This is a genomic window from Sphingomonas sp. 3P27F8 (assembly GCF_005502745.1).
Lineage (GTDB): Bacteria > Pseudomonadota > Alphaproteobacteria > Sphingomonadales > Sphingomonadaceae > Sphingomonas.
This window is the reverse complement of record NZ_SCNL01000026.1, coordinates 1-25,431: the sequence shown is the minus strand read 5'-3', so window position 1 is coordinate 25,431 and position 25,431 is coordinate 1. Positions and strand designations below refer to the sequence as shown.

29 protein-coding genes and 1 pseudogene are annotated in these 25,431 nt (G+C 63.0%); 10 read left to right on the top strand and 20 right to left on the bottom strand.

Annotated elements, in window-relative coordinates; genetic code table 11:
- Positions 1-27 precede the first annotated feature (27 nt).
- From FFS35_RS18995 to FFS35_RS18925, 15 genes are all read right to left on the bottom strand, one after another.
- Positions 28-921: an acyl-CoA dehydrogenase gene (locus tag FFS35_RS18995; protein WP_249341741.1), complete on the bottom strand. Its 894-nt coding sequence runs from the start codon at positions 919-921 to the stop codon at positions 28-30.
- Positions 922-1,174: 253 nt separating this feature from the next.
- Positions 1,175-1,981, bottom strand: a complete 807-nt coding sequence (locus tag FFS35_RS18990) for a hypothetical protein (protein WP_165800948.1) — start codon at positions 1,979-1,981, stop codon at positions 1,175-1,177.
- A gap of 230 nt (positions 1,982-2,211) precedes the next feature.
- Positions 2,212-2,481, bottom strand: coding sequence for a hypothetical protein (locus FFS35_RS18985; protein WP_116462955.1), 270 nt, complete (start codon positions 2,479-2,481; stop codon positions 2,212-2,214).
- 37 nt (positions 2,482-2,518) lie between these two features.
- The gene (locus FFS35_RS18980; protein ID WP_116462954.1) at positions 2,519-4,288 is read right to left on the bottom strand and encodes a PAS domain-containing protein; all 1,770 of its coding nucleotides are present in this window, start codon (positions 4,286-4,288) and stop codon (positions 2,519-2,521) included.
- Between the two features lie 69 nt (positions 4,289-4,357).
- Positions 4,358-4,882 (bottom strand): DNA starvation/stationary phase protection protein, encoded by a 525-nt coding sequence (locus tag FFS35_RS18975; RefSeq protein WP_116462953.1) that lies wholly within the window; start codon positions 4,880-4,882, stop codon positions 4,358-4,360.
- 63 nt (positions 4,883-4,945) lie between these two features.
- Positions 4,946-5,326, bottom strand: coding sequence for a hypothetical protein (locus tag FFS35_RS18970; RefSeq protein ID WP_171007691.1), 381 nt, complete (start codon positions 5,324-5,326; stop codon positions 4,946-4,948).
- A gap of 46 nt (positions 5,327-5,372) precedes the next feature.
- Positions 5,373-5,588 (bottom strand): hypothetical protein, encoded by a 216-nt coding sequence (locus FFS35_RS18965; protein WP_137788366.1) that lies wholly within the window; start codon positions 5,586-5,588, stop codon positions 5,373-5,375.
- 18 nt (positions 5,589-5,606) lie between these two features.
- Positions 5,607-6,386, bottom strand: coding sequence for an aquaporin Z (gene aqpZ / locus FFS35_RS18960; RefSeq protein ID WP_205499267.1), 780 nt, complete (start codon positions 6,384-6,386; stop codon positions 5,607-5,609).
- Between the two features lie 328 nt (positions 6,387-6,714).
- Entirely contained in the window at positions 6,715-8,394 is a 1,680-nt protein-coding gene (locus FFS35_RS18955; protein WP_116462951.1) for a YhjD/YihY/BrkB family envelope integrity protein, read from the bottom strand.
- On the bottom strand, positions 8,391-9,359 hold the full coding sequence (locus FFS35_RS18950; RefSeq protein ID WP_116462950.1) for an L-lactate dehydrogenase: 969 nt from the start codon (positions 9,357-9,359) through the stop codon (positions 8,391-8,393). Before FFS35_RS18950 ends, FFS35_RS18955 begins: the two co-directional genes overlap by 4 nt.
- Positions 9,360-9,412: 53 nt before the next feature.
- On the bottom strand, positions 9,413-10,339 hold the full coding sequence (locus FFS35_RS18945; protein WP_137788365.1) for a DUF389 domain-containing protein: 927 nt from the start codon (positions 10,337-10,339) through the stop codon (positions 9,413-9,415).
- Between the two features lie 2 nt (positions 10,340-10,341).
- Positions 10,342-10,551, bottom strand: a complete 210-nt coding sequence (locus FFS35_RS18940) for a hypothetical protein (protein WP_133178096.1) — start codon at positions 10,549-10,551, stop codon at positions 10,342-10,344.
- Positions 10,552-10,695: 144 nt separating this feature from the next.
- Positions 10,696-11,055 (bottom strand): hypothetical protein, encoded by a 360-nt coding sequence (locus FFS35_RS18935; RefSeq protein ID WP_116462947.1) that lies wholly within the window; start codon positions 11,053-11,055, stop codon positions 10,696-10,698.
- Complete coding sequence (locus tag FFS35_RS18930) at positions 11,052-12,428, bottom strand: mechanosensitive ion channel (RefSeq protein WP_116462946.1); 1,377 nt, start codon at positions 12,426-12,428, stop codon at positions 11,052-11,054. The genes FFS35_RS18935 and FFS35_RS18930 overlap by 4 nt, the downstream gene beginning before the upstream one ends.
- Before the next feature lies 1 nt (position 12,429).
- Positions 12,430-12,759 (bottom strand): hypothetical protein, encoded by a 330-nt coding sequence (locus FFS35_RS18925; protein WP_116462945.1) that lies wholly within the window; start codon positions 12,757-12,759, stop codon positions 12,430-12,432.
- Positions 12,760-12,931: 172 nt separating this feature from the next.
- Here FFS35_RS18925 and FFS35_RS18920 point away from each other — a divergent pair, with 172 nt between their 5' ends.
- Positions 12,932-13,687, top strand: coding sequence for a Crp/Fnr family transcriptional regulator (locus FFS35_RS18920; RefSeq protein ID WP_205499257.1), 756 nt, complete (start codon positions 12,932-12,934; stop codon positions 13,685-13,687).
- 67 nt (positions 13,688-13,754) lie between these two features.
- Here the strand turns inward: FFS35_RS18920 and FFS35_RS18915 are convergent, their stop codons facing one another.
- On the bottom strand, positions 13,755-14,219 hold the full coding sequence (locus tag FFS35_RS18915) for an FAD-dependent oxidoreductase (protein ID WP_243403077.1): 465 nt from the start codon (positions 14,217-14,219) through the stop codon (positions 13,755-13,757).
- A 123-nt stretch (positions 14,220-14,342) separates the two neighbouring features.
- Here FFS35_RS18915 and istA point away from each other — a divergent pair, with 123 nt between their 5' ends.
- Both istA and istB read left to right on the top strand, forming a co-directional pair.
- Positions 14,343-15,854: an IS21 family transposase gene (istA, locus tag FFS35_RS18910; RefSeq protein WP_137788364.1), complete on the top strand. Its 1,512-nt coding sequence runs from the start codon at positions 14,343-14,345 to the stop codon at positions 15,852-15,854.
- Positions 15,841-16,569, top strand: coding sequence for an IS21-like element helper ATPase IstB (gene istB, locus FFS35_RS18905; RefSeq protein ID WP_017977237.1), 729 nt, complete (start codon positions 15,841-15,843; stop codon positions 16,567-16,569). Before istA ends, istB begins: the two co-directional genes overlap by 14 nt.
- 64 nt (positions 16,570-16,633) lie before the next feature.
- Here the strand turns inward: istB and FFS35_RS18900 are convergent, their stop codons facing one another.
- From FFS35_RS18900 to FFS35_RS18885, 4 genes are all read right to left on the bottom strand, one after another.
- Positions 16,634-17,209: an NAD(P)/FAD-dependent oxidoreductase gene (locus FFS35_RS18900; RefSeq protein WP_205499226.1), complete on the bottom strand. Its 576-nt coding sequence runs from the start codon at positions 17,207-17,209 to the stop codon at positions 16,634-16,636.
- Positions 17,210-17,270: 61 nt separating this feature from the next.
- Positions 17,271-17,504 carry a hypothetical protein gene (locus FFS35_RS18895; protein WP_137788363.1) on the bottom strand — a complete coding sequence of 78 codons (234 nt, stop codon included), beginning with the start codon at positions 17,502-17,504 and terminating at the stop codon, positions 17,271-17,273.
- A 58-nt stretch (positions 17,505-17,562) separates the two neighbouring features.
- On the bottom strand, positions 17,563-19,656 hold the full coding sequence (locus FFS35_RS18890; protein WP_137788362.1) for a catalase: 2,094 nt from the start codon (positions 19,654-19,656) through the stop codon (positions 17,563-17,565).
- A 130-nt stretch (positions 19,657-19,786) separates the two neighbouring features.
- Positions 19,787-19,969, bottom strand: coding sequence for a CsbD family protein (locus FFS35_RS18885; RefSeq protein ID WP_137788361.1), 183 nt, complete (start codon positions 19,967-19,969; stop codon positions 19,787-19,789).
- A gap of 138 nt (positions 19,970-20,107) precedes the next feature.
- Here FFS35_RS18885 and FFS35_RS18880 point away from each other — a divergent pair, with 138 nt between their 5' ends.
- From FFS35_RS18880 to FFS35_RS18850, 7 genes and pseudogenes are all read left to right on the top strand, one after another.
- On the top strand, positions 20,108-20,458 hold the full coding sequence (locus FFS35_RS18880) for a response regulator (protein WP_205499228.1): 351 nt from the start codon (positions 20,108-20,110) through the stop codon (positions 20,456-20,458).
- Positions 20,455-22,392: an AI-2E family transporter gene (locus FFS35_RS18875; protein ID WP_137788359.1), complete on the top strand. Its 1,938-nt coding sequence runs from the start codon at positions 20,455-20,457 to the stop codon at positions 22,390-22,392. The genes FFS35_RS18880 and FFS35_RS18875 overlap by 4 nt, the downstream gene beginning before the upstream one ends.
- Positions 22,393-22,421: 29 nt before the next feature.
- Positions 22,422-22,778 carry a hypothetical protein gene (locus tag FFS35_RS18870; RefSeq protein WP_137788358.1) on the top strand — a complete coding sequence of 119 codons (357 nt, stop codon included), beginning with the start codon at positions 22,422-22,424 and terminating at the stop codon, positions 22,776-22,778.
- A 647-nt stretch (positions 22,779-23,425) separates the two neighbouring features.
- On the top strand, positions 23,426-23,908 hold the full coding sequence (locus tag FFS35_RS18865; protein WP_137788357.1) for a hypothetical protein: 483 nt from the start codon (positions 23,426-23,428) through the stop codon (positions 23,906-23,908).
- Positions 23,909-24,171: 263 nt separating this feature from the next.
- Complete coding sequence (locus FFS35_RS18860) at positions 24,172-24,558, top strand: DUF3768 domain-containing protein (protein WP_137788356.1); 387 nt, start codon at positions 24,172-24,174, stop codon at positions 24,556-24,558.
- 125 nt (positions 24,559-24,683) lie between these two features.
- On the top strand, positions 24,684-24,941 hold the full coding sequence (locus FFS35_RS18855) for a hypothetical protein (RefSeq protein WP_137788355.1): 258 nt from the start codon (positions 24,684-24,686) through the stop codon (positions 24,939-24,941).
- Positions 24,942-24,943: 2 nt separating this feature from the next.
- A pseudogene (locus FFS35_RS18850) lies at positions 24,944-25,431 on the top strand (hypothetical protein); the annotation flags it as partial.

The window sequence follows — 25,431 nt, the reverse complement described above, 5'->3', positions numbered from 1 at the left end:
CATGGCGGAACCGGCTAGCAGTCACTTTCACAACGACAGCACCAGTAACCCTTGGCGCGCTGCCTCCCCAACTTTTACCACCTGTGCATCGGGTGCTGGCTGGCGGAGGTAGACGGTGAGATCGGTCAGCAATGTCGAAAGCGGATGCGATCGGAAATGACCGGCCAAGCCGACCGCCTCCTGGGCTATGGCGATCGACCGCGTTGCTGCATCGGCCACGCTGAGCCGAGCGGCGGCAACACGGGCAAGCCTCGCGTCCTCAGGCCCGTCGAACCATGCGGTTGCCGTGCGCTGGATAGTTGCAGCTGCCGCTTCGGCCAATTGAAATAGAGCCGCCAGGCGAGCCGCCTGAAAAGGGTCTTGCGCTCGGTTGGTCGAGATCAGATGGTCGCGTGTCCGATCGAAGACTCCGGCTATCCCGCCCGCATGTACAGCGGTGAACCGTAACGCCCCGCCGCTGAAATGAGGTTCACGTGCATAATCACCAGGTTTGCCGATGAAGTCGTGGTCGCAAACTCTGACGTTATTCCAGCGGACGATGTGGGTTTCGGACCGCTGCATGCCGGTCACATGCCACCAGGATCGATCGATCTCAGGCGACGTCCGTGCGAGATCGAGGAGCAATAGCTGAGTGCCGGCGGGGGTGTCCGCGGTCACGAGAGCATGGGTCAGCACGCCGGCGCCTGAAGCGAAGCTTTTGCCCCCTGCAAGGCAGCCATCGATCACCCGAAGCGGCTCGCCCTCGAGGGCCGCGTTCCAGACCCCGACCATCGTACTACGGTTGGATGCACGCGCGCTTTCCAGTTGATCGTGGGTGCCGTAACGACGCAGGATCTGACATGCGTCGACATGACCTTCGATCAGCCTGCCGAGGGGAAGATCGGTGCGACCGATCCGGTAGAGCTGTCGAAGCAGCGACATATAGTCCCCGACAGTTTCGGGATCCGCTGGCGACAGGCCAGACCATCCTGCCGTTTCGATCGCGTTCCCCAGTTCCGCCTTAATAGCGGTCATGCCGCCATTCCCCGCTCTACAGCAATCAGCGCATCGAGAATCCGCTCGGCATCCGTCAGCGGAAGGTCATCAGCGAAGACAGGCGAGATCGGAACGACGCACATCGCGAAGGCTTCTGCGTTGGGGCAATCACGAGCTACGCCAAGGACATGATCCGCGGTCAGGCCGATCCGATCGGCGAGGTATGAACGGACAGCATCAACGTCGATCGCGTTGAAGGCACGGCGTGCCAGTGCCTGATGGCGCCATTGCCAAGCGCCGGCACGCGGATCTCCGACGAGCGGCTGAGACCCTGCATCAAAGCGACGGAGACAGCCTGCCAGCCCCCCTCCGTGCGGCCATCGCGTCGCGAGGATGTCACGACCGACATGGCCGAATCTCGACGGACGCGGAAACCTGCCCGAGCCGCGTCGTCAAGGAGGGTGGCATCCTCTCCCACCGGTAATACCTTGAAGCCGCCGATGGCGCGGTAGGCAGAAGCCCGTACGGCGAGGTTCGCGCCACCTCCGAAGTGATGGCAATCGTCGCTCTCCCAAGAAACCGGATCGAGAAACCGTCGGTACCGATAGAGCCCGTCATAATATCGTTCGACGCGTGATTGCATCGCGTCATGCCCGCCTTCGGCGCGTATGATACGGCCAGCGACAATGTCAGCCTGTGAAAGAGCCTCGCGGCCGGCCTGCACCCAATTCGATCGAGGAACGCTGTCTGCGTCGGTCGTGAACAACAACCCGTCACGCCCCGCCAGTAGATCGATTGCCATTGCCAGAGCTGCCCTGCGGGCACTGCCGGCATTGGGCTTGCTCGCCGCGCGACTCTCGCAGACGAACAACGAGAGCGGATAGTTACGCTCTATGCCGCGCAGTGTTGCCCTGCTGCCGTCGTCACAGCTGTCGAGATAGATGCAGACGGAGGGCGGGCTCCCCTCGTAAACGAGTGCAGACAGCGCATTCATGAGCGCCGGCAACGACAGCGCCTCGTTTCGTGCAGGGACACAGATGAAGACAGGAAGGTCGCTCAGTTGAGGTGACTCCGCAGGGTTGCATTTTCACATAAAACTGTCGTCACCGCGCGCCACGATGAGCGCCGGTGGGATCACCATTCGTAATGCAAAAAACGAGGCGCCCGGCGCGACGCCGGGCACCCAAGGCTCAGGTTATCTACGTGGGAACAACTCCAAGCTCTCTTCGCCGATAACTACATGCCGTTCGAAAGATTGGTGTCCGGATCGTTGGTCCGCATATCCTCGGCCTTTTTATCGCCCAATTCGCGAGCCGCATCGGCACGATTCTCCAAACGATCCTCTCCGGCTTCGGTGGGTGCATTATCGGCAGCGTCTTCGAGGTTGTCGGCAACGCGTTCCGCGTTCGCCTCGATATTGTCGGCGGCTTGCTCCCGTGGGCTGCTGTTGCAGGCGGCTAGCGACATCAGCGCTACCGAGGCGGTCGTTGCTAAAATCTTCTTCATTGATCGTCTCCCGTGATTGAACTGGAATTGTAGATGTTCAAGCCTCTGCAGCCCCGAAATCGGACGGCCTACGCCGTGGACCGCCGGTTGCCGGAGCATCGATAGCTGCGCGTATCCTGTCCGCCAGCTCGGCACGCCGATATGGTTTGCCGAGGACGTCGGCACCGGACGCGCCGGGGCCCCCCTCGCGGGCGAGTTCTTCGTTATATCCTGTTGTGAGGAGCACCGGGACAGCGGGAGCGCGACGCCGTACCTCGTCGGCCAGCGCCAGACCGTTGATCGAACCCGGCATGATAAGGTCGGTAAAAAGCAGATCGATCTTGAAGCTCATCCGCTCCAGCGTGTTCAGCGCATCATCGCCGTCCACCGCCGTAACAATCTGATATCCTAGTTCAATAAGGTGATCGCGCGCGAGCGTTCGGACATCCTCCGAGTCCTCTACGACGAGGATTATCTCTCCTTGCCCTCGGGCTTCTGGCGAAACCCCGACCGCTGCGACTACCGGCGTAGCGGGCGTTCGCCCATCGGCTCCTGCCGCCTCGCGATCGATCGGAAGGATCATCCGGACAATGGTCCCCCGGCCTACCGTGCTTTCAATCTCGAGTCGGCCGCGCGATTGCTGAAGAAAACCATGAACCTGCGGCAATCCCAATCCAGTTCCGCGTCCGACTTCCTTGGTGGTAAAGAATGGTTCAATCGCACGCGCGGCAAGTGCAGGACTCATGCCTTCCCCCTCATCCGATACGGACAGCGTGACATAATCGCCGGAGGGGAGTTCACGCGCAGCAGCATCGCCGTTGAGGTGCAACTTGCCCGTAGAGATGGTGATCGTGCCACCGCGGGGCATAGCGTCACGCGCGTTGACGACGATGTTGAGAAGCGCCGTTTCGAGGTGAGCAACATCGATCAGACAGGCGGGCAAGCGACTCCTGAGGTTCAACTGGATGTCGACGGTCGCCCCGGCACTGGCATGGAGCAGATCCGAAAAGCCCATTACTGCCTGACTAAGGTCGACGGGTTTCGGATCGAGGCGGGTCTTGCGCGCAAAGGCGAGCAGCTGACGCGTGAGACGGCTCGCCTTGTCTGTGGCAACCTGAGCGTTCTCCAGTCGTCGCCGGAGCTTGGGTTCCTCAAGCTCCCGCAACACCATTTCCTGGTTGCCGGCCACCACCTGAAGAAGGTTGTTGAAATCATGCGCGAGGCCTGCAGTAAGCTGGCCCACGGCCTCCATTTTTTGCGCCTGGCGATGACCTTCTTGCGCCTCGCGGCGCCGCGAAACGTCGAGTTGGCTGGCGAAGAAATACAGAAGCTCGCCGCTGGTGCTGGTCACCGGCCCCACGAACACGGCGTTCCAGAACGAGGTCCCATCGCGCCTGTAGTTGAGTATCTCCAGGCTGACCGGTTGACCGGCTGACACGGCGTCGCGCAATTGGTCGACGTGCTCACGATCGGTATGCGGCCCCTGCAGGAAGCGGCAGTTGCGACCCAGAACTTCTGCTTCCTCGTAACCGGTAAGGTCCAGAAAAGCCTTGTTCGCGAACACGATCGGATTGTCGGTCAGACGAGGGTTGGTGAGGAGCATCGGCATGCGCGTCATCTCGACCGCCGCGAAGAACACCCCGCCTCGGTCGGCCAAGTCATCATCGATGATCGTGCTCTCCCGCCAATGGCGTCGTTGATGATGACCGGTGAGCGTGAACGATCCGTCTGGTAAAGCATCTCCTGCCGGGATCCCGGTTGCGGATGGGCTATCAGTAGCGCCTAAATCAGTGGCGCCAGCTGGATCGACATTGGGATCGTGTGACATAGCTTGCGCGGTAAACCTGAGCTGGTAGCGGGAAGTCGTCGCGGACCTCCCGCCACGCCGAACGCTACGTTATTCGGAAAGGCTGGCGCGTAGCATCCACGCATTCTGCTCATGGACGCCGATCCGCGCCACCAGCATGTCATGACTGAACAGGTCGCCGGCTTCGTCCGCCAGCTCAGCGAATTCGCTCATCCGCCGCGCGACCTTCTCGTTATCGTCGACGAGCTCCGCGATCATTTCGCGGGTCGGCTTGTGCGGTGCATCATTGTCGATCACCGTCAGTTCGCGAAAGGCGGCGTTGCCAGTCGGAGCAAGCTTGCCCAGGGCCCTGATACGTTCGGCGATCGCGTCGGCGGCCTCGTGCAGCTCCTGATACTGTGCCTCGGTCATGTTGTGCAGCCCGTAGAAGCTCGGGCCCTGGACATTCCAGTGGACTCCGAGCGTCTTGGCGTACAGCGTGTAACTATCCGCAGTCGCCTTCGTCAGCGCCTCAGCGACCTGATCGCGCGCATCACTCTCTACGCTGGTGTTCAGTGACGTACCGTCACCTTCGACCCGTTCCGTACGCTTCACGCCCTTATCCGCCTTCGCCATCTCTTCGTTCCTCAACCTGCAAGTGGATCAAAAAGCGGCGGGACGATCGTCCCGCCGCCTGGATTACTTCTTCTTGGGCGCGCGCTTGGGCGCAGCGGCGGCCTCAGCGTCCTCTTCTTCATCGGGGCTGTCCACCCCTGCCTCCGTCAGCGCCTCACCAAGCGCCTTCAACTTGTCCTGCGATTTATCGGCCTTGTCGGCGATCTTGGCCGTTGCGGTGCCCAGTCGGTGGAGAAGCGAATGGACCCGCTCGGCATCCGGTTCGGGCTTTTCAAGCTGCTTTCGAAGCGATGTAAGATCGCGCAAGATGCCTTTCGCACCCGGCACGTCGACATCCGCCAATGCCGCTTCCCAGTCTTCGATCATATCCACGCCCTTCGTGGGCTTCGTGTCTTCTAGTCCGCGATTGATCGCGTTCATGGTGCCAGCGAATTTGACGGCCATTCGATCGTTCCTTCCGTGGTTCTATCCAGCTTTGTAGCGAAGAGGCTCAGGCCTGAGTCTGGGTCGGGCTATCGCTCGGCGCGTCGCCAGGAGCGCCGGGCTCCTCTACCGGTTGCACGCCCGGAAAGCCGGGATCATCGATCGACGGCGCATCGGGATTTTCCGGTCCCGGCAGAGCATCCGGCCGATCATCGGGTTGAGGCGAGCCATGGGGGTTGTGGATCGGATCGGGAGCGTAAGGATCGGGTGGAAGAGTGGCCATGACATTGTCCTTTCGAGGTTAGATCTTGGTGCCGTCGTTGCTGGCGGTCGGCGTGGTTACAGGGTCGACAAGTCGATCGAGCTTCGAGACCGAGATCGGGCCCGGCGACCGCACGTCATCCGCATGCGAGAACAGCCAGCGGCCGACCAGGCCCGCGAGGACCGCGCCGACGAGCGGGGCGACCCAGAACGCCCAGAGCTGGGCAAGTGCGGTTCCTCCCACCATCAGAGCAGGTCCGGTGCTGCGTGCCGGGTTCACCGAGGTGTTGGTGACCGGGATCGAAAGAAGGTGGATCAGTGTGAGCGCCAGACCGATCGTCAAGGGCGCGAACGCGGCGGGCGAGCGCTCGTCCGTCGCCCCGAGAATAACCATCAGAAATGCTGCGGTCAGTACGGTCTCGACCAGCAGTGCGGTCATAAGCGGGTAGCCTTTGGGGGATGCTGCCCCAAAGCCGTTCGTTGCGAAGCCGCCAAGTTCGAAGCCCGGCATGCTCCTAGCGATGACCAGCAGAAGAACGGATGCGAGGATTGCGCCCGCGAGTTGGGCCGCAACATAGGCAGGGATTTCCCGCGCCGGAAATCGTCCTGCCGCGGTTAGGCCGACGGTCACCGCAGGATTGAAATGGCCACCCGAGATCGCGCCGACCGCGAAAGCCATCGTGAACACCGTCAAGCCGAAGGCCAACGCGACTCCCAGCACACCAACACCGCCCTCCCCCGTCGCGAGGACCGCGGTGCCGCAGCCACCAAGGACAAGCCAGAACGTGCCGAAGGCTTCAGCCGTCATGCGCTTAGACATCCGTGAGCGCGGGGGATGGGCAACGACCTCCGTCATGCTCGCATCTCCCCGACACGCGCAATCATCGGCCGCGGCCCTGCTATCCCTGTATCCATTCCTGGCGATCCCTGTTCGCAGCGCAGATGCCTATGCACGGCAGAATGCATAACAAGGAGTGTTTCAGGGAGTTCCAGATCGCTGGAAAAGAACCTGACGTGGCTCGGCGCGGAGGGACAAATGGGTTCCCGGGCAACACGGCGGCAGACACAAAAAAAGCCCGGTCGCGCATGAGCGGACCGGGCTGACAGGGAAGCGATCAGCGATCGACGCTGATGCTTGGGCAAGGATCTTAGCGTTCCAGGCTGTGCTTCAGGTCACGCATCTGGTCATGGCCCGCCTGGACAGACTGGTTGGCCTTCAGAACCGCCGCCCGGACCTCCGGCGAAAGATCCTCGTCCGACAGAGCATCATCGAACTTCGCCTTGATGTGATCTTCGCCGCGCTCGACCTCGTCGATGATCGCCTTGTCGTCCTGACCCGTCACCTTCGCCTTCAGGTCGAGGAACATGCGGTGAGCACCGGCAAGCACGGTCCCGTCGTCTTCAGGGTCGCCGCCGAGGCGCCGGACCTCTGCCTGCAGGTCACTTACGACCTCACGACGCTCCCGCGCGCGATCCGAGAAAACACTGCCATAACGAGGATTTTCGATGTCACCGGCGGCTTCGGTGTAGCCATCGACGCTATCGAGCGTGGTGGCGATGAGGCTGTTCAGCACGCTGATGTCGTTGTCACGGTCTGCCATTGGGATCTCCTTCTTTGGTGAACTATGCGAACGCTCGGAATCGTTCGACGATACATGTGCCGAGACTTTTGCGCCGGGATGACGCCGATCAGTGGGGGCTCCGCGGCCGATCTTGTAGGCGACGCCTGCTCCTATGAGCGCTATCGACGCCCGAGCCGGCCTACCCCTTCCCAGCAAGAGAAGCCCGGCGGCGCAGAGTGCCCCTTCAGCCCATGCAAGACCCAGGGACGAGCCCGCGGTTGCATCCGGTCTATCAAGCGTGGATACCTGCCCTGTATCGGCGCTCTGACCATCCCCCTGATCGTCGGAAACAGGCGACGTCGCTTTTTGCGGCACGGCTCCCTCGCCTTCCACTTGGCGTTCGAGTTCGGCGTTCATCTCGGCGCCGAGCAGGAAGACAAATGCGGAGAGCCACAGCCATGTGAGCATCACAATCACGGCGCTCAACGAGCCGTAGGTCGCGCCGTAATTGCCGAAGTTCGAAACATAGAGACCGAACCCGGCGGTTCCCCCCAGCCACAACGCCGTGGCGGCAACCGAGCCTGGCGACAACCAGACCCAGGAAGGTCGGCGTCGGTCGGGTCCGAACCGGTACAGGATCGCTGCGGCCGTCACGACGAGCGCGCCCAACAGCGCGTAGCCTGCGACCCGGATCAGCGTCAGCAAGAAGTCCGACGCTTGTGGTACGAGGCTTTCGAGAAAGCCCAGCAGGGTCGTGGATGCGATCGCGAGGAAGATCAGGAAGACGCCACCGGCGACGAGCGCAAAATACAAAAGGTTGACGCGAACGAAGCCGCGGCGTTCGGTCTCGCCATAGGCGACATTCAGTGCCGTCACGATCGCTGACGCACCCTTGGTCGCGCCGTAAAAGGCCAGTGCGATCGCGATAATGAGGCCCAGGCCCTGCTTGCCCTTCGAGGTTTCGACCACCGTGACCAACTGCTCGGTGATGATGGTCGCTGCCTCGCGCGGGACGGCGGCGAACACATGCTCTACGTTGCTGCGAACCGTTTCCGGTTCGGCAAAGAGGCCGTAGCTGAGGACAACCGCCCCGAGCAACGGGACGATCGCCGCGAACGCGTAGAAAGCGATCCCTGCGGCGATCAGCCCGATATTGTCTTTGCCCGTCTCCTCCCAGGTTCGCCGCAGCACCGCCAGCCACCCTTCTTTGGGAATCGCGAACGGCGACCGCGCTCCTGCGCCCGCCCGATCGTTGCCGATCGTCATGCCGCATCTGCTGACATGCGGGGATGCAGGCGCTGCAGCGTCTCGGCCGAGCGATGGAGTGCGGCAAGCTCTCCATCATCGAGGTCAAGCTGGATGATCCGCTCGATCCCGTTCTTTCCCACAACACATGGCGTGCCGAGGCACACCCCGGTCAACCCGTATTCCCCGCCGAGAACGGTAGAGACCGCGAGCACCGCATGCTCGTTGCGCAACACGGCCTCGCAGATCCGCTGGACGCACAGGCCAATCGCATATTCGGTATGGCCTTTGCGCCGGACCACCTCGGGTGCGGCGCGACGAACGCGCTCGAGCATCCGCGCATAATCCTGCGGTTCTTGGGGAGCGCATCGGTTTAGCGGCACGCCGGCGATGCGGGCGCCGCTCCAGACGGCGACTTCAGAATCGCCATGCTCGCCGATGATGTAGGCATCGACCCCGCGCGGTTCGATATCGAAGGCCTCGGCGAGCATCCCGCGCAGGCGGGCGGTATCGACCAGCGTCCCCGTTCCGATTACCCGCCCGGCCGGAAGCCCGGATTCCTCGAGAGCGACCTGGACCAGAAGGTCCACGGGGTTCGATGCCATGACGAGCACCCCGTCGAACCCTTCATCCCTCAGCTTGCCAACAATCTCGCGGACTATCGGGGCATTGGCATCGAGAAGGTCGAGCCGCGATGTGTCGCTGCCCCCTGTCGCCTGCCCGGCCGCGATGACGACGATCGAGCTCGCAGCGGCGTCCGCATAGCTGCCGTTGATCACGTTGATCGGGGATTTCATCGGGACTGCGACGGCGTGCTCGAGATCCATCACCTCGCCCTCCGTTTTCTCGCGGTCGCGGCCGACCAGCACGATTTCACGGATGAAGCTGCTCTGGATCAAGGCGTAGGCGCTGGCCATGCCGACGCGTCCGCAGCCGACGATGCAGACCCGGTTTTCGTGCGTTGCGGAGGCGGAATGATCTTTCATGCATATGTTCTTTCGGTCGACCGGAACAAGCGCGGACGTAACAGGTGAGAGTGTCAATGCAGCGGCGCGCGGCGGTGGACCATGAGCTGCTTCAGGCCAAAGACGAGCACACCTGCGGCAAGGACGAAGCCTGCATCGACGGCCAACCGGGTCCCGCTGGCCGCCGCCAGATCAAGACGCCCCATCGCAAGTGATATCCCTGCTACGGATGCCGCCTCGATCAGTCGCATGGCAACCAGTGCACCGGCGATAACGCTCCTTCGGTAGGAGGCCTGGATGAGCACCCCGGCGAACGCGCCGGCCAATGCGATTGTCAAGAGCTCGGGCGAGGGATGGATCGTGTGTTTGAGGACGTCGCCGTCGAGAAACGCCGACGCCTCGACACCGGCTACTCTGGACAGGACCAGCCAGGTCGCTCCAGCGGCCGCCGCCAGAACGGCATAGCCGACGATCGTCGCCAGCGCACCGGCGCGGATCACCTCGCCCCTCTTCAGGACGACGCCCAGTGGCAACTTCGCCAGCGGCTCGAATCCAGGGGCAATGATCGCAGACGCGACATATGCAACCGCCGCGATCGCGGGTTCGGTAAACGCTCCAGCCGCGCCGATAATGCCGCCCAGCGCCATCAGCAGCAGGAAATTGGCGGTAAGGCGGCCTTGATGCCGCAGCCCGGTTTCGAGTTCCTCCCACACCGCCTCATCGACGTCGGCGTCGATCCGCTTCTGATGTTCGGGATCGCTGATGCTGGCCACTTCCGCGGTCACGATGGTGTATGGGAAGGCTTGTAAGGCACTCGCCGCCGCGGACATAACCTGATCGGTTGCACGATTGAGTGCATGGACGGTGACGACGTCTCCCCTGGGCTTGACGGATGCGCTGCGGTGCAATGTCAGGCCGACCACGTCCTCGATCGTGTCGAGCGCGGCTATCAATTGGTCGGAACGGTCCGAGGGAACGGTAATGTCGATTACACGATGCACGATTATTCCTTGTGCGGATCAAGGGTATGCGCGGCTTGCGGTCGCAGAGCGCACGCTTTCGTTTCGTAGGCTGCGGCAAGTCGTCGGTGGGCAATCGCCGCTTCGACGCCGTCGCTTACCTCAGCGGCCTGCCTCTCGGCCTGTGCACGCTCGACGTAATAGCCCAGCTCTTCCTCGACAGTTGCAGGCTCAAGACCCTCCGGGTTTTCCATAATCGTGCAGCCATCGATCCGTAGGTAAGTGGTGCGAAAAGAAGGGGCCCGGGCACGCAACCGCACCAAGGCCCCGCCCAAAGTTGCTACGCGCGACCTCTGCGGGCCTTTGGGTACAGCCGCGGGCATGTCAGCCCACGAACCCTACTTGCCGCGAATGGCGTCGGCCCTGTCTTCGGCTACATCGGCCTTCTGCTCGGCATCGCGTCGAACCTGCCTGGCCTGCTCTTCAAGAGCGTCGGCCTTCTCGTCGGCCGTACTGCGCAAGGCGTCCGCACGGTCCTCTGCAGCATCGGCACGCGCCTCGATCGCCGCATTGGCGCTTTCGGCGGCACGATCCTGTGCCTCGCCGGCCGTCTCGGCCGGACCGCTCGCCAGCGTGTCCTCGCTCGACACGACGCCCGCGTTGGCGTCCGCCTGTTCGCCGGCGTTCTCCCGCGGCCCATCACAGCCCGCGAGCAGCAGGCTCGCAACCAATACCAGGCTACCGAGCCGCCGCGTCATGCCTGCGTATCCACGTCACGAGTAGCCCCTAGCGATGTCGGGGTGACCGTCGGGGTCTCAGCCGATGCCGGTTTGTTGGCCTCCTCTTCGGCCTTGCCAAGCAGTCGCTGCACGACCTGGCCCGCCTGCTCACGCCCGCCAAGGCCGAACGCGAGGGCAAATGCCACCGCTATAGCGCCGAGGATCAGACCAAAAGCGAGGTTGATGATGTCATCGGCAAGACCCATGAACCGCAATCCAATCGCCGTTCCCAGGACGATGATGGCGACCTTGGTAAGCGACGCGGTGAACTCTGCTCCGGCACCCCCGGTCGCTTTGATCGTAGTCGAGATCAGGCGTGCGATCGCGACGGCCGCGGCGATGATAATCGCGCCGAATACCACCTGGCCGAAGAGTGTCAGCACTTCGGCCATGATCCGCGAACCATAGGCAAAGTTGAGCTGGCGGAATGCCTCCATCAGACCGAAAATGACGATCGCGATGAAGACACCTGACCCGATCAGCTTCGACGGCGTTAGCGACGCGGCCGTCGTCGCAGGCGAAGGTCGATCGGTCCCGGAAATCGGATCAGCGGCTCCCGACTGCGGGAACAGGCCGAGGGACTCAATTGCCTTGTCGACGCCGGTCGAGCCCAGGAACGAGGTAATGAGCTGCGAGGCAAATTTGCCGATGTAGTAAGCAAGCGTGATAATAATGCCTGCCGCGATCACATGCGGGATCGCATCAAGGATGATCCGCAGCATGGCAGTCGCTGGCTGCGAAATCGCCGCGATGTTGAGCGTGTCCAGGGCGGCAATCGCCACGGGGATGATGATCAGAGCGAAGACGACGCTACCCACCGCCCGCGGCAGCGCGCTGGGGTCGGTCGGGGGCGTGCTGCCCACGTGCGCCGACAAGCGCTCCACATGGCTCGCGGTGATTACCGCCTCGACGGCCTTCTTCGCTACGCTGGCGAGAATGTAACCGAGGAAGAGGATCAGGCCGGCACCGATAATCCGGGGGACCGCATTGCCGAAGCCGTTCAGCATGTCCGCCAGAGGGCCTGTCGCGCTGGCAAGGCCGAGCGGTTGTGCAGCGAGAAAGAACGCGACCAGTAGCACGACCCAGAAAGCCGCATCGCCGACCTGTGCGCCGATGGTAGACTTGTCGCGCGGCGGATGGTTGGGCTGATTTGCCCGCCGGGCGAGCGGTGTCTTGTTGAGGAGGTTTGCCACTCCCCACTTGACCGCGCGAGCAACCAGCCATCCGATCAGGAGGATAACCAGGGCGCCGATGATGCGAGGCCCCCACTCCTGCGCATAAAGCCAGGCCTGGTTGGTGAAATCGCGGGTCCCGTTGATGACGGTTCCTCCCGCATATTGGACATCGTTCATATCAACCTCCCTGAACCCCGACCGCTTCGCTCAACGCACCGCACGACGCAGCCGCCTTCGTCACTTCCAAGGGTATCTTCACGTCATCGATACGGGTGCCAGCCCGAATAAGATCGCTCGCCGTTAGCCTTTGACCCCGCGTCTGCTGCACGCTCTGCGCGACACGGCCTAGCTGCCGGAGCTGGCCCAGCGACAGGTTAGACTGCAGTCGATCACCCATGCATCGCGCCGGCCCTTCGCTCAGTCCGTAGCGGCCCAGTCCCTGGGCGATCCGCGCGGACGGGCTGGCACACGACGCGGTCAACGCCGAGGCGACAACGAGCAGCGCCATTCCGGCTAGCCTGCTTCGCCTCGTCTCAATCATGCATCGACACCCTGCTATGTATTCAACCGGTCTTAACGGCTGTTCAGCATCCGTGTTCCCACCGGATGCGTTTCTTTTGCCGCGATTGATCGAGGTGTAGAGCCGAGCGTTGAGCCTCGACATATGAAGGAGTTTTGCATTGCCTGACGACCGGGAAGATCGCGAGAACGGCGCCGCTCAGTCCAGCAGCAATCACCTTCTTGATCGGGTGCCGCCCGACGAGCGCGCTCGTATGGACAGCTGCCTTGAACCCGTCCTTCTTGTCGCAGGACAAGTGCTGTACGAGCCGGGCCAACCGCTGACCCACGTCTTTTTGCCTTTGACCGGCATGATATCGCTGGTCGCGGTCATGAGCGATGGTCGGACCGCAGAAGGGATGACGATCGGCCGCGAGGGCGCCGCTGCCCTCAGTGCAAGCGGCTATGTGGACGATGCTTTCAATCGCTACGTGGTGCAGCTGCCCGGCAGCGGTTACCGGGTCAAAGCCGAGGACTTCGAAGACCTGGTCGATGAAAGCGTCGAATTCTGTTCCGCGGTCACGCGCTGGCGCGAGGTCATGATCCGGATGTCGTTGCAATCGGTCGCCTGCAACGCGCTCCATACCGTTCGGCAGCGGCTTGCGCGTTGGATCCTGACCACTCACGATCGGACCGAAACCGACAGACTGCCGCTAAAGCAGGAGTTTTTGGCCGAAATGCTGGGGGTGAAGCGTAACGCCGTCAATATCGTGGCTCGAGAGTTTCTTGCGATCGGCGCGATAGAATACAAGCGCGGAAAGATTTCGGTCATCAATCCCGAATTGCTCAGGGAAGAGTCCTGCGAATGCTATACGCTCATCCGTGGCGAGATATCGAAGCTGTTCACGCAGCCTCCGAGTAGTGAATGCGAGGGCTGACGTCCCGGTGACGGATCGGCGATATGCGGACGAAGGCGCTTGGGGTACGTCTTTCTAAAAATGCGTTTCACGTCGACAGTTGCTTCGCCGTCTCGCCGTCGATCGTCCGCAGAGCATTATGAATGGCGGTTGCTGCCTTAGCACCGTGCCCGGTTGCAACGCTGATCTGGTCGAGGCCGGCAACGACATCACCGGCAGCGTAACAACCCGTGATGTTGGTCAGCTGATCGTCGTCTACAGCGATGCACCGACAGTCACTTAACGCAACGCCGACCGCGACCGCCAGTTCGGTGTTGATGTCAGAACCGAGCGCCGGATAGACGGTATCCACTACGATGGTGCCGGCACCTTTTTCGAGAGTGATCGAAACCTCGTCGCCCGAGCCGAAATCGATCGAAGCGAGTGGGGCAGCAGCAAGTGTGACCCCGGCCTTATCCAGCGCGCCGCGATCGTTGTCGTCAAGTTCGGCGGTCTCGTTCGCCACCAACGTGATGTCCTCGGAATATGTCCTAAGGAACAGTGCTTCGGCCACTCCATGCTTGTGGATCGGCGTGGAAAAGGGACCCCGGTAGCGGGGTGATCGGCGTCGAAAAGGGACCCCTCATCCCGGTGGTCTAGGCTGTTCGCTTGGCGTGTGTCAGGCGGCGAGATCGGGATGCTGGTATTGGAGACGGTGTTGAGGATCCGGCGCGAGCACGCGTCGGGGAAGGCCATCAAGGCGATAGCGCGGGACTTGCACCTGTCGCGCAAGGTGGTGCGCAAGGCGATCCGGGCGCCGGAGGCGGACATGGGCTACCGGCGGGAGGTGCAGCCGCTGCCGAAGCTGGGGCCGTTTCAGGCGCGACTGGATGCGTTGCTGGAGGAAGACGAGGCACGACCGCGGCGCGAGAAGCTGCGCCTCACGCGCATCCACGACCTGCTGCTACGCGAGGGGTTCGACGGCTCGTACGACGCGGTGCGGCGTTATGCGGCTCGCTGGCGGCAGGCGCGGCGTCGCGATGTGATGGATGCGCCGGCGTTCATCCCGCTGCTGTTCCGGCGGGGCGAGGCGTATCAGTTCGACTGGAGCCATGAGGACGTCGAGATCTCGGGCAAGCCGATGCGTGTAAAGGTCGCGCATGTGCGGCTGTGCGCATCACGGGTGATGTATGTGCGCGCCTATCCCCGCGAGACACAGGAGATGCTGTTCGACGCGCATGCGCGGGCATTCGCCTTCTTCGGAGGCGTGCCGACGCGCGGCATCTACGACAACATGAAGACGGCGGTGACGAGCGTGTTCACGGGCAAGGAGCGGGTCTTCAACCGGCGCTTCCTGGTCATGGCCAACCATTACATGGTCGAGCCGACCGCCTGCTCACCGGCGTCGGGCTGGGAGAAGGGTCAGGTCGAGAACCAGGTGCAGACCGCGCGCGGCCGCTTCTTCCAGCCACGCCTGCGATTTACCAGCCTCGAGGAGCTGAACGGTTGGCTGGAGGCCGAGTGTCGGCGCTGGGCCGACATGCACCGGCATCCCGAGCGGAAGGAACTGACGGTCGCCCAGGCATGGGCAGCCGAACGGGCGGTGCTCCAGCCTGTTGTCGCGCCCTTCGACGGCTTCCACGAGAGCGAGCACGCGGTAAGCGGCACTTGCCTCATCAGCTTCGACCGCAACCGCTACTCCGTTTCTGCCCGGACGGTTCGGCGCGTTGTGCAGGTCCGTGCCTATGCCGACCGCATCCTCGTGCGCTGCGACGGTGAAGTCGTCGCCGACCATCCCCGGTTCTTTGGCCGGGACCGGACCATCTACGACCCGTGGCATTATCTGCCGGTGTTGGCGACCAAGCCGGGCGCCCTGCGCAACGGCGCACCGTTCCAGGGCTGGGAGTTGCCGCCTGCGCTGTCACGGCTGCGGCGCAAGCTCGGCGCCGGCGACGACGCCGACCGGCGGTTCGTGCGGGTGCTGGCGACAGTGCTCGATGACGGGCTCGAGGCGGTGGAAGCGGCCGTGCGCGAAGCATTGCTGGCCGGCACCGCCAGCGACGACGTCATCGTCAACATCCTGGCCCGCAGGCGAGAACCGCCACGACCGCTAACCATTGTCACCCCCGAGGACCTGGCGCTGCGCCATCCGCCCCGCGCCGACTGCAACCGCTATGACAGCCTGCGAGGTCTCCATGCAGCGGCATGAGATGATGACGGCCATGACCGAGTTGGGGCTGAAGGGCATGGCTGGCGCCTTCGACGAGGCGGTCACCACCGGTCTCCAGCGCAAGCGCACGACCATGGAGGTCCTGACCGACCTGCTGCGTGCCGAGGCGACGCACCGCCATGCAGCGTCGGTCCGTTACCGGATGTCGGCCGCCAGGTTGCCCGCGGTGAAGGACCTCGACGCCTTCGTCTTCGATGACACCCCCATCAACGAGGGACTGGTGCGCTCGCTATACAGCGGCTCGTTTCTTCCGGGCCGGCGCAACGTCGTGCTTGTCGGTGGGACGGGCACAGGCAAGACGCACCTCGCCACCGCCATCACCACCAATGTGGTACGGGCCGGCGCCCGGGGGCGCTACTTCAACACGGTGGACCTGGTGAACCGGCTTGAGGAGGAAACGCGTCTTGGCAAGGCCGGCACGCTGGCAGCCCAGCTCTCCCGGCTCGATCTGGTGGTGCTCGACGAGCTTGGCTACCTGCCGTTCGCCCGCTCGGGCGGCCAACTGCTCTTCCACCTCGTCAGCAAGCTCTACGAGCAGACCTCGGTCATCGTCACGACGAACCTCGCCTTTGGCGAGTGGCCGACCGTCTTTGGCGACCCCAAGATGACCACCGCGCTGCTCGACCGCATTACCCACCATTGCGACATCGTCGAAACGGGCAATGACAGCTGGCGCTTCAAGCACCGCAGTTGACGCCCAGGACCACCGGCAGAGAACGCTTCGCGCTGGTTGCGCCTCCGGTCGGGCTACGCCCGCCCTACGCCGCAACCAGCGCGAACAAAGCGCCCGTCATACCCGTCACGCTGCTCGACGAAGGGGGTCCCTTTTGCACGCCGATAGGGGGTCCTTTTTGGACGCCGATTGACACTCCATGCTCGTCGCCACCGATGACGGCGATACGTGATCCGGTCGCCTCGAACCCGTCGCAGATGGGGCAGTATCGCAACTTCCCGCTTACCAAAGCCTGTCGGTGCGTTTCCGGGTCGATCTCGGGGCTGCGATTGACCACGCCGGTGGCGAGCAACACCGTGCGCGCCTCCAACACGCGATCAGCCGTCGACACACGAAACGTGTCGCCATCCCGCTGCAGGGCTGTTGCTTGTTCGTAGTATATCGCCGCGCCATAGCGTTCGGCCTGCTCCCGCATGCGATCAAGCAACTCGTCGCCGCCGATGCCGTCGGGGAAACCCGGGTGGTTACGCGATCTGGGGATCCAACTTGCCCGGCTTTTGCGCTCGTCGACGACCACCACCTGACGATGGAAACGGGCAAGATAAATGGCTGCGGTCAATCCTGCCGGTCCGCCGCCGATAATCACGCAATCCGTCAGCATGGCTCGTCCTTGTCGATACGAACCGCTCCCTCAGCTTCTTACGGAGCGATTACCCTCGATATCACCGGCGCAAAGCGCCGCTGCCAGGCTCGATGGGATCGGCGCCCGCGACCAAGTGCCATCCTTTCCGGATCGCATACTGCACGCCCCAGCCAAGCGCGTAGGTCGCAACCAACGGTGCGATGCCGCGGATTGCTGTTTCGGCGATGGTGCCGATGATCGCTCCCTTGATCCCGCTATCGCCGTCACCGCGATCAATGGCGGCGCCGATCAGCGCGCCGAGTAGATTAGCCATTGTCTGTCCTTACTGATGTTCGCCCGGCCACGAGGCCGGGCGCACCGTTGGAGAATGGTTACGCAAGCGTCCGGACAGACGGCTCCCGGTCCCAGTAGCGCTTCTTCGCCGCCTCGACGAACATGGCGAGGTCGGTCACGCCGTCGTCGAGTTCGACACCTGCCTTGTCGAGCAACGGCTTGGCTTCATCGTTGAACCCGATGGCCTTGAGGTGACCGAAGGCGTCCATGACCCACTGCACGGCCGCGCCTTCTTTTACCAATTTGGCACAGGCCTCCTTCGACAGGGTGACGGCGCAGGCATCGACTGTGACCGAAGGCTGACCGAACAACTGTGCGTCCGCAGCGATCGCGGTCCCATCGGACAGCGGCACCTTGCCGACCTTGGGCGCGATCGTCAGCGGCGTGCCGCCGGCGGCCTTCACGGCGTCCTTCACCGAATTCAGATCATCGGCATCGGTGCCGTCGGCAATCAGGATACCGACCGTGCGGCCCTCCAGCGTGTGCTTTTCCAATGGCCCGCGGATGATGCGGAGTGCCGGCGACGGATCCATGTCGAGCACCGGCGCGGCGGTCGGTGACGCCTTCGGCAGGTCCATCGCAAGGCCGTCAGCAACGCGCTGCGCCAGGTCCTCATCGACGTTACGCAGGTTGGCCATCACCGCGATGCGGATATGCTCCAGGCTGACCTTCGACAGCTCGAACACCAGGGCGGACGCGATATGCGCCTGCTCGGCCGGGTCCATCGACCGGAAGAAGAGGCGCGCCTGGCTGTAGTGGTCGGCGAAGCTCTCCGGGCGGATGCGCAGCTTCTCGCCCTGCTCCTCCGAAGGGAAGGTCTTATAACCCTTGTTGGGGTCCTCGCGCGCACCGGCTTCCTCGCCGGCCTTGGCAAGGCTGTTCGGCTCGTAATTGGCGCGTCCCTTGGGGATCGCCATCTGCATGTGGCCGTCGCGCTGCTGGTTCAGGAACGGGCAGCCCGCCGCCTCGGCTCGGCCCTTGGCCGAGTTGATCGGGAGCTGGTGGAAATTGACCGAGCCCAGTCGCGACAACTGGGTGTCGGTATAGCTGAACAGCCGGCCCTGCAGCAGCGGGTCGTTGGAGAAGCCGATGCCGGGGACGACATGGCTCGGCACGAACGCCGCCTGTTCGGTCTCGGCGAAAAAATTGTCGGGATAGCGGTCGAGCACCATTTTGCCGACGATGCGGACCGGTAGCACCTCCTCGGGGATGATCTTGGTCGCGTCGAGCACGTCATAGGGCTGGCTGTTCGCGAAATCCTCGTCGAACAGCTGTACGCCCAACTCCCAGGTCGGGAAGTCGCCGCGGTCGATGCTCTCGAACAGGTTGCGGCGCTGGAAGTCGGGATCGGCGCCGGCAATCTTCACCGTCTCGTCCCAGATCGTCGAGGCGAGGCCAGCCTTCGGCTTCCAGTGGAATTTGACGAAGGTGCTCTTCCCTTCCTTGTTGATGAAGCGGAAGGTGTGGACGCCGAACCCTTCCATGTTGGCGAAGGTGCGAGGCAGCGTGCGGTCCGACATCGCCCACATGATCATGTGGGTGGACTCGGGCATCAGGCTGATGAAATCCCAGAAGGTATCGTGCGCGGTCGCCGCCTGCGGATATCCGCGATCGGCCTCCATCTTGGCGGCGTGCACGAGATCGGGGAACTTGATCGCGTCCTGAATGAAGAACACCGGGATGTTGTTGCCGACCAGGTCCCAGTTGCCCTCACGGGTATAGAATTTGACCGCGAAACCACGCACGTCACGGGGCGTGTCGATTGAACCGGCACCGCCCGCGACGGTCGAGAAGCGGGTGAACACCTCGGTCCGCTGTCCCTTCTTCTGGAACAGGTCGGCGCAGGTGATGTCGGCGAGGCTTTCTGTACACTCGAAATAGCCGTGCGCGGCAGACCCGCGCGCATGAACGATACGCTCGGGGATGCGCTCATGGTCGAAGTGGTTGATCTTTTCGCGAAAAATCTCGTCTTCGAGAAGAACGGGACCACGCGCACCGGCCTTTAGCTGGTTCTGGTTATCGGCGATCGGCGTGCCGTGATTGGTCGTCAGCACCGGATGATCTTCGTCAGTGGTCTGATGGGTTTCGCCGCCTGCGTAGCCTTGCTGCTGCGATTTGCGTTCTGATGCCATGCTCTAAGCCCCTTTGTCGTCACGCAGCCAGGCGTGCGCGGTGCGATGCCAATATGATTGCTCAACAGGCAAAGGGGGCGCCCATCAAAGGCACCCCCTTCTCTGCTACGATCCGGTTGTCCGCGCCGGGTTAGATCTTGTCGCCGAGCGCACCCTTTATGCTGCCCTTGAGCTTCTGCCCCTTACCCGTCGCCTGCTGCGCGGCGCCATCTGCCGCCATGTCGGGATTGTCGGTGCGAGTGCCGACTTCCTGCTTGGCATCACCGACCATGTCGTTGATCGCGCCCTTCACCTTGTCCACGAACTCGCCCATCAGATGCCTCCTATGTTGACCGAACCTAAACGACCCGAATGACCATTGGCTCCCGTTATGCCCGGAAAAATGCATAAGGCTGGAACGGTTGGCGGTTGAACCTGTTCGGACGTTGACAGGGGAATGCCGATGCACCGTTTGCTGATCGCCGAAGATATTCCGGCCATCGCCGCTTATATCGAGAACATCGCACACGACGTCGGCATCGACGCGATCAAGCTGGTCGATAGTATCGAAAGTGCCCGGGCGGCGATCACCTTCGCACCAGATGTTGCGGTCATCGATCTCAACCTCGCCGACGGCTTCACCGGTCCTCTCATCGCCGACGAGCTGCACCGACGGTGCGACACGCGAGTTGTCTATCTTACCGCCAATCCGGACCTTCTGCCGGAAGCGCATCACATCAGCCACAAGGTCCTGCGAAAGCCGCTGATCGCACGGGAATTGCATGATGCCTTGCTCGGCACGTTCCCTGAGGTGGTCGCATGACGGAAGATCGAGAGATCATCAGACTTTCTGGCGATCAACCCGAAACAGGCAGCGCCCGCATCGCGGCGGCCAACGCGCAGGGTGTCGAAGGCTTGCTCGGTCTGGCGGTCGCGGTGGTCGTCGTCGCCGGACTGTTCTTCGCCAAGGATGTACTGATCCCGATCACACTCGCGATTCTGTTGTCCTTCGTACTGTCGCCGATCGTGAGCCTCCTCCGGCGGCTTAGATTGCCCAAGGCTCTCGCGGTGCTCACGACGGTCATTGCCGCCTTGGGAATGATCGGCGGACTCGGAACTTTGGTCGGGTTCCAGGCGGCGTCGCTCTCGGCTGACGCCCCGAAATATGCTCAGACGATCGAAGCGAAGATTGATGGCGTGAAGGTCTATGCCGCCGAGAAAATGGCATTCCTGACAAAAACGCCTGCCCGCGCCACCCCCGCCGCTCCAACCCTGACTCCGGGCACCAGGGCCGCCGTTCCGGTCAGGGTTCTGGAAAACGAGCCATCGGTACTGGATACGGCCCTCGGCGTCCTGAAGCCCGTGCTGGCGCCGTTCGAGACGTTCGTCATCGTCCTGGTCGTCGCAATCTTCATTCTGATGCAGAAGGAGGATCTGCGCGACCGGCTGATCCGATTGTTCGGGTCGTCCGATCTCCATCGCACGACGGTTGCGATGGACGATGCGGCCAGTCGTCTTGGCCGCTATTTTCTTTCCCAGCTCGCCGTGAACGCGAGCTTCGGCATCGTCGTGGGTCTCGGCCTGTGGTGGATCGGCCTGCCGGTTCCGGCGCTATGGGGGATCCTTGCCGGCATTCTGCGCTTCGTCCCCTATATCGGCTCATTGCTGGCCGCAGCGCTCCCGCTGGCCCTGGCAGCAGGCATCGATCCAGGTTGGTCGATGGTGATCATGGTCGCCGCTTTGTTCGTCATCAGCGAGCCGATCATCGGCTACGGGATCGAACCGCTGCTATACGGGCATTCCACCGGCCTTTCGCCGCTGTCGGTAATCGTTGCGGCGGTGTTCTGGACCTGGATCTGGGGGCCGGTCGGACTTGTCCTGTCGATGCCGCTGACCCTGTGTCTCGTCGTACTTGGACGACACGTGCCGAGTCTCGAATTCATCGACGTCCTCTTGGGAGACAGGCCGGCGCTGACCCCCGTGGAGAGCTTCTATCAGCGTATGGTCGCTGGCGATCCTGACGAGGCTATCGAACAGGCTGAAACGCTCCTGAAGGAGCGATCGCTGACCGCCTATTACGATGAGGTCGCCCTTGGCGGCCTCAAACTGGCGGCCGAGGATGCCCGACGCGGTCTCGTCGACCATCAAGCGGCCACCCGGATCGTCGCTGCGATGATCGATGTGGTGCACGAGCTGGATGGACAGGACGAGACATCGGCGAGCAACATCGTCATCGATCGCGACAAGCCACTCAACCCCGTCGCATCCTCGACGATCGCACGCATTCCCGAGACAGCGCCGGTCGTCCTTCCGAACGCGCCCGAGACGTGGCGTGCGGACGGCACGATCAGCTGTATCGCCGGCAGGGGCATTCTCGACGATGCGGTGACGGCGATGCTCGAGCAGCTCCTTCAGAAGCGTCAATTCGGCGTGCGGCGTGTCCGCAATGCGGCCGTGGCGCGCGACGCGGTGGCTAAGCTCGACCTGTCAGGCTCGCGCCTCATCTGCCTCTCGTACCTCGAGATCGGCGGCAATCCGACCCATCTAAGATTGTTGATCCGGCGCCTCCGGCGCGCCGCGCCTGCCGCACGCATACTCGTCGGGCTCTGGCCCGAGGGGGAAAAAGCCCTGACCGACCGCGAGATCCAGCTTCTGATCGGAGCGGACGATTATGTCGCGAGCTTCGGGCAGGCGGTCGAGCAATGTCTGCGCATCGCTCACGATCAAGCCGGAGAGGAGGCTCGTGCCACCGCCTGAGGTGGCTAGCGTAGAGCGATAACGTCGGATTGAAGCGCCGTGGCGTACAGGGCTTCCGTCTCGCGCTGAACACGCTCGCGCAGGCGGGGAAGGATCGTTTCGGCTTCGGCACGAAACTGCGCAAGGTCGGCAACAATGGCCTCGCCGTTCCACTCGCCCAGAAACGTCCTCCAGTCGGCCTTCAGGATTTCCAGGGCAGGAAGGCAGTCTTCGAATGCTTGCTGCCACGGGGACGCCAGCGCCTTGCTCCGGAGATCTTCCAGTATGGTTGCTTCGATCGAAAGGTGCTCGCTGACCAGCGACGACAGTCCGAGCGCGACGAGCGGAATGATCCGGAAGCCGATGCCTTCGATGGCGAGGACATGGAGGCCGACGAACTGGCGTGAACGGATGCGGGGGGCGGTGATAATCGCCCCCCTTCCCCTCGACCGACCCGCCCAGCAGCAGCCCCATCGCCGGCGCGACAGCCATGCCCCGCATGGCCGTCGCGCCCGCTGCCCTTTCAGGCCCGCGGGCGCCGCCCGCCCAAAAGGGACGGGCGGCGCCGAGGCGACTTCACGACAACGTGAACGGGTGCGCGCCGGAATTACCGACAGCGCGTGCGAGGATCGGCTACACTGTCCTCGATCGGCAGCGGAAGGATGTAGCAGCTCCCCCGCAATCTCGCCGGTCGAAGGAGGTGACGCACATTGACGATTTATGAGACAGCAATGGTCGTGATCGCGGGCTTTTCGCTCGTGGTCGCGATCGTAAAGTTGGGCCGCGACAAGTAGCCTGACGGGGGGCGGGGGCCTAGCAGGGCTCTCGTCCCTTTTCCTTTCAGGATGGCCGGAAAAGTTTGAGCCCGCCGAGTAGCAGCTCGACGGGCTCAGGTAGGTTCCGCAATCGACAATCACGAAACAGCAGGACCTATATACGCCTCCCCGGCTTAACATCCAATACCCAGCCCGCGCGCCATCCTGAAAATCGCGCTGCGGATCTAGCTCACTAGAACCGCCGCGGGTGGACGTGCACCACCTGCGAAGGTGGGCCGATGCTTCTCTTGATGAAGGCCGCTTGCCTGGAACGGCTGATGGAGCTGAACACGCTTGGTGCGGCTGATAGTCTGACCCGCTTCCTGGAGGCGCAGCTCGTCATCAACGCTGCCCATCTCGACAGCATCTACGATGCGATCGGCCGCGCTACCACGGCGCAGGTCCGGCGCAACTTCGAGGCGATCTATGCCGCCGGCGTCGACGAATATTATCCCGGCGTGACCGGCGAGCTGATCGAGCAACTACATGTGGCGCTCGGCCCCCAGCTCCCCAGCATCGCCGCTCGTTCCGCAGGGGATTCCTACTGCTATCGCGCAGGATGGCCGGATATTACCGCCGTGCATGGGGGAGCCGTTCTGTTCCGCGAGATCAAGACCACCGACAAGCTGCACCGCTCCCAGCTTGAGACGATCGGTAACGTGCTGCTGCCCGAAGGGCTCACCGTCGACGTCCTGCAAATCGCCGCGCCTAAGGCGCGATAGCATCGACAGCCGGCGCGGGCTCGCGGACGAGCTGCGCCAGCCAAGGGAACGCCAAGGGCGCCGCCCTTTCGTTCCCGAACGACAATCGACCGCCCGTGTAATCCGCCAAGCGCAGCACCCGGCGCCGAGGCACCGGCCGCGCTAGGCGGCTCGCCCGCGCCAGCGGTAGATTCTCGCTCCCCCTCCCCATCCCGTCCTCGCCGGACAGGCAGGGCCGTGAGGCCGAGCGGCCTTGCGGCCCATGCCAGAAGGAAGGATCAGCAATGTATAGCCCCGAACACCTCGACACCATCCGTTGCCTCAACGACACGGCCCGGAGCCAGCCCGGCACCGCCTCCATCGCCAACGTCACACTTGGGTTTCAGTCTCTTCCCGACGCGGATCGCTTCGCGGCGCTGGCGGCAATCGTCAGCTTCTCGCGGTTCGACGGCGACAATCATCCTTATGGGGAACACGATTTCGGTGCGGTCTATCAGCTCGGGACGGGAGCGTGGACGCAGGAACGGCCGAGCGACCATAAGGCCATTGCCGAGACGGTTTTCTGGAAGGTGGATTGCTACGACAACACGCTTACCTATGACAGCGAAGCGCCGTGGGATGAGCAGCAGACCAAGCGCGTGCTAACGATCATGCTGGCAGGCGAGTATTGATCCCGTCCCCTCCGACCCGCGTTCGGCGAGCGCGGATCAGGACGCGCTGACCGGCTCTAGCCACACGTGATTTGTTGAGGAATCGCCTTGGAAGGCGTAGGGTTTAGAGCAGAAAGGATGACGCGATGGCCCAGATCGAACTTGAGACGCTGCGCGAGCGCATCCGCCAGATGGACTTCGAGCGCGGCAATACCGAACAAATCGCTCTTTGGCGCGAGGACGTGGCGGAGTCCCGCGCCAACCTCGCCATCGAGGACATGACGCCGACCATCGACGAGGACGCGATGTTCGCGATGATGCTGGATGAGGGCGTTCCGCCCTCGCTCATGCCCTCGATCATCCTCAGTCTCTATCAGCCCGGAACACGCCAGATCGCTGCCTGACCTTGGCAAGCGATCCTTACACGTATCCCGGCACCGAGACGCTTCGGAACCGGCTTGGAATCACTGGCGACAAGACGCTCACCGAGGCCGAGCGGAGACTGACGCAGGCGCGCGGCGCGGAGGCCGCGCGCCTGCCCTTTCCAGCGACGGCCGACGGCTATCGGGCGCTTCACAAGCACCTGTTCCAAGACCTCTACGATTGGGCGGGCCAGGACCGCACCGTCAACATCGCCAAGGGTGGATCGAGCTTCGCAGCCGTCCCCTACCTCGCGCGCGAACTCGACAAGCGGTTTGCCGAGGTAGGAGCGCAGAGCGGCTTCCGGGGGCTTCCCCGAGAAGAGTTTTTCGATCGGCTCGGCAACCACATCAACGAAATCAAGGCTCTGTTGCAAACTCTGATGCGGTTGCCAAGGTTGGGCCCTTGGATTGGTAAGGTCGGTTGTGATGGACGATTTCAAAGGGCGGCATTTTACCGGCGAGGTCATCCTAT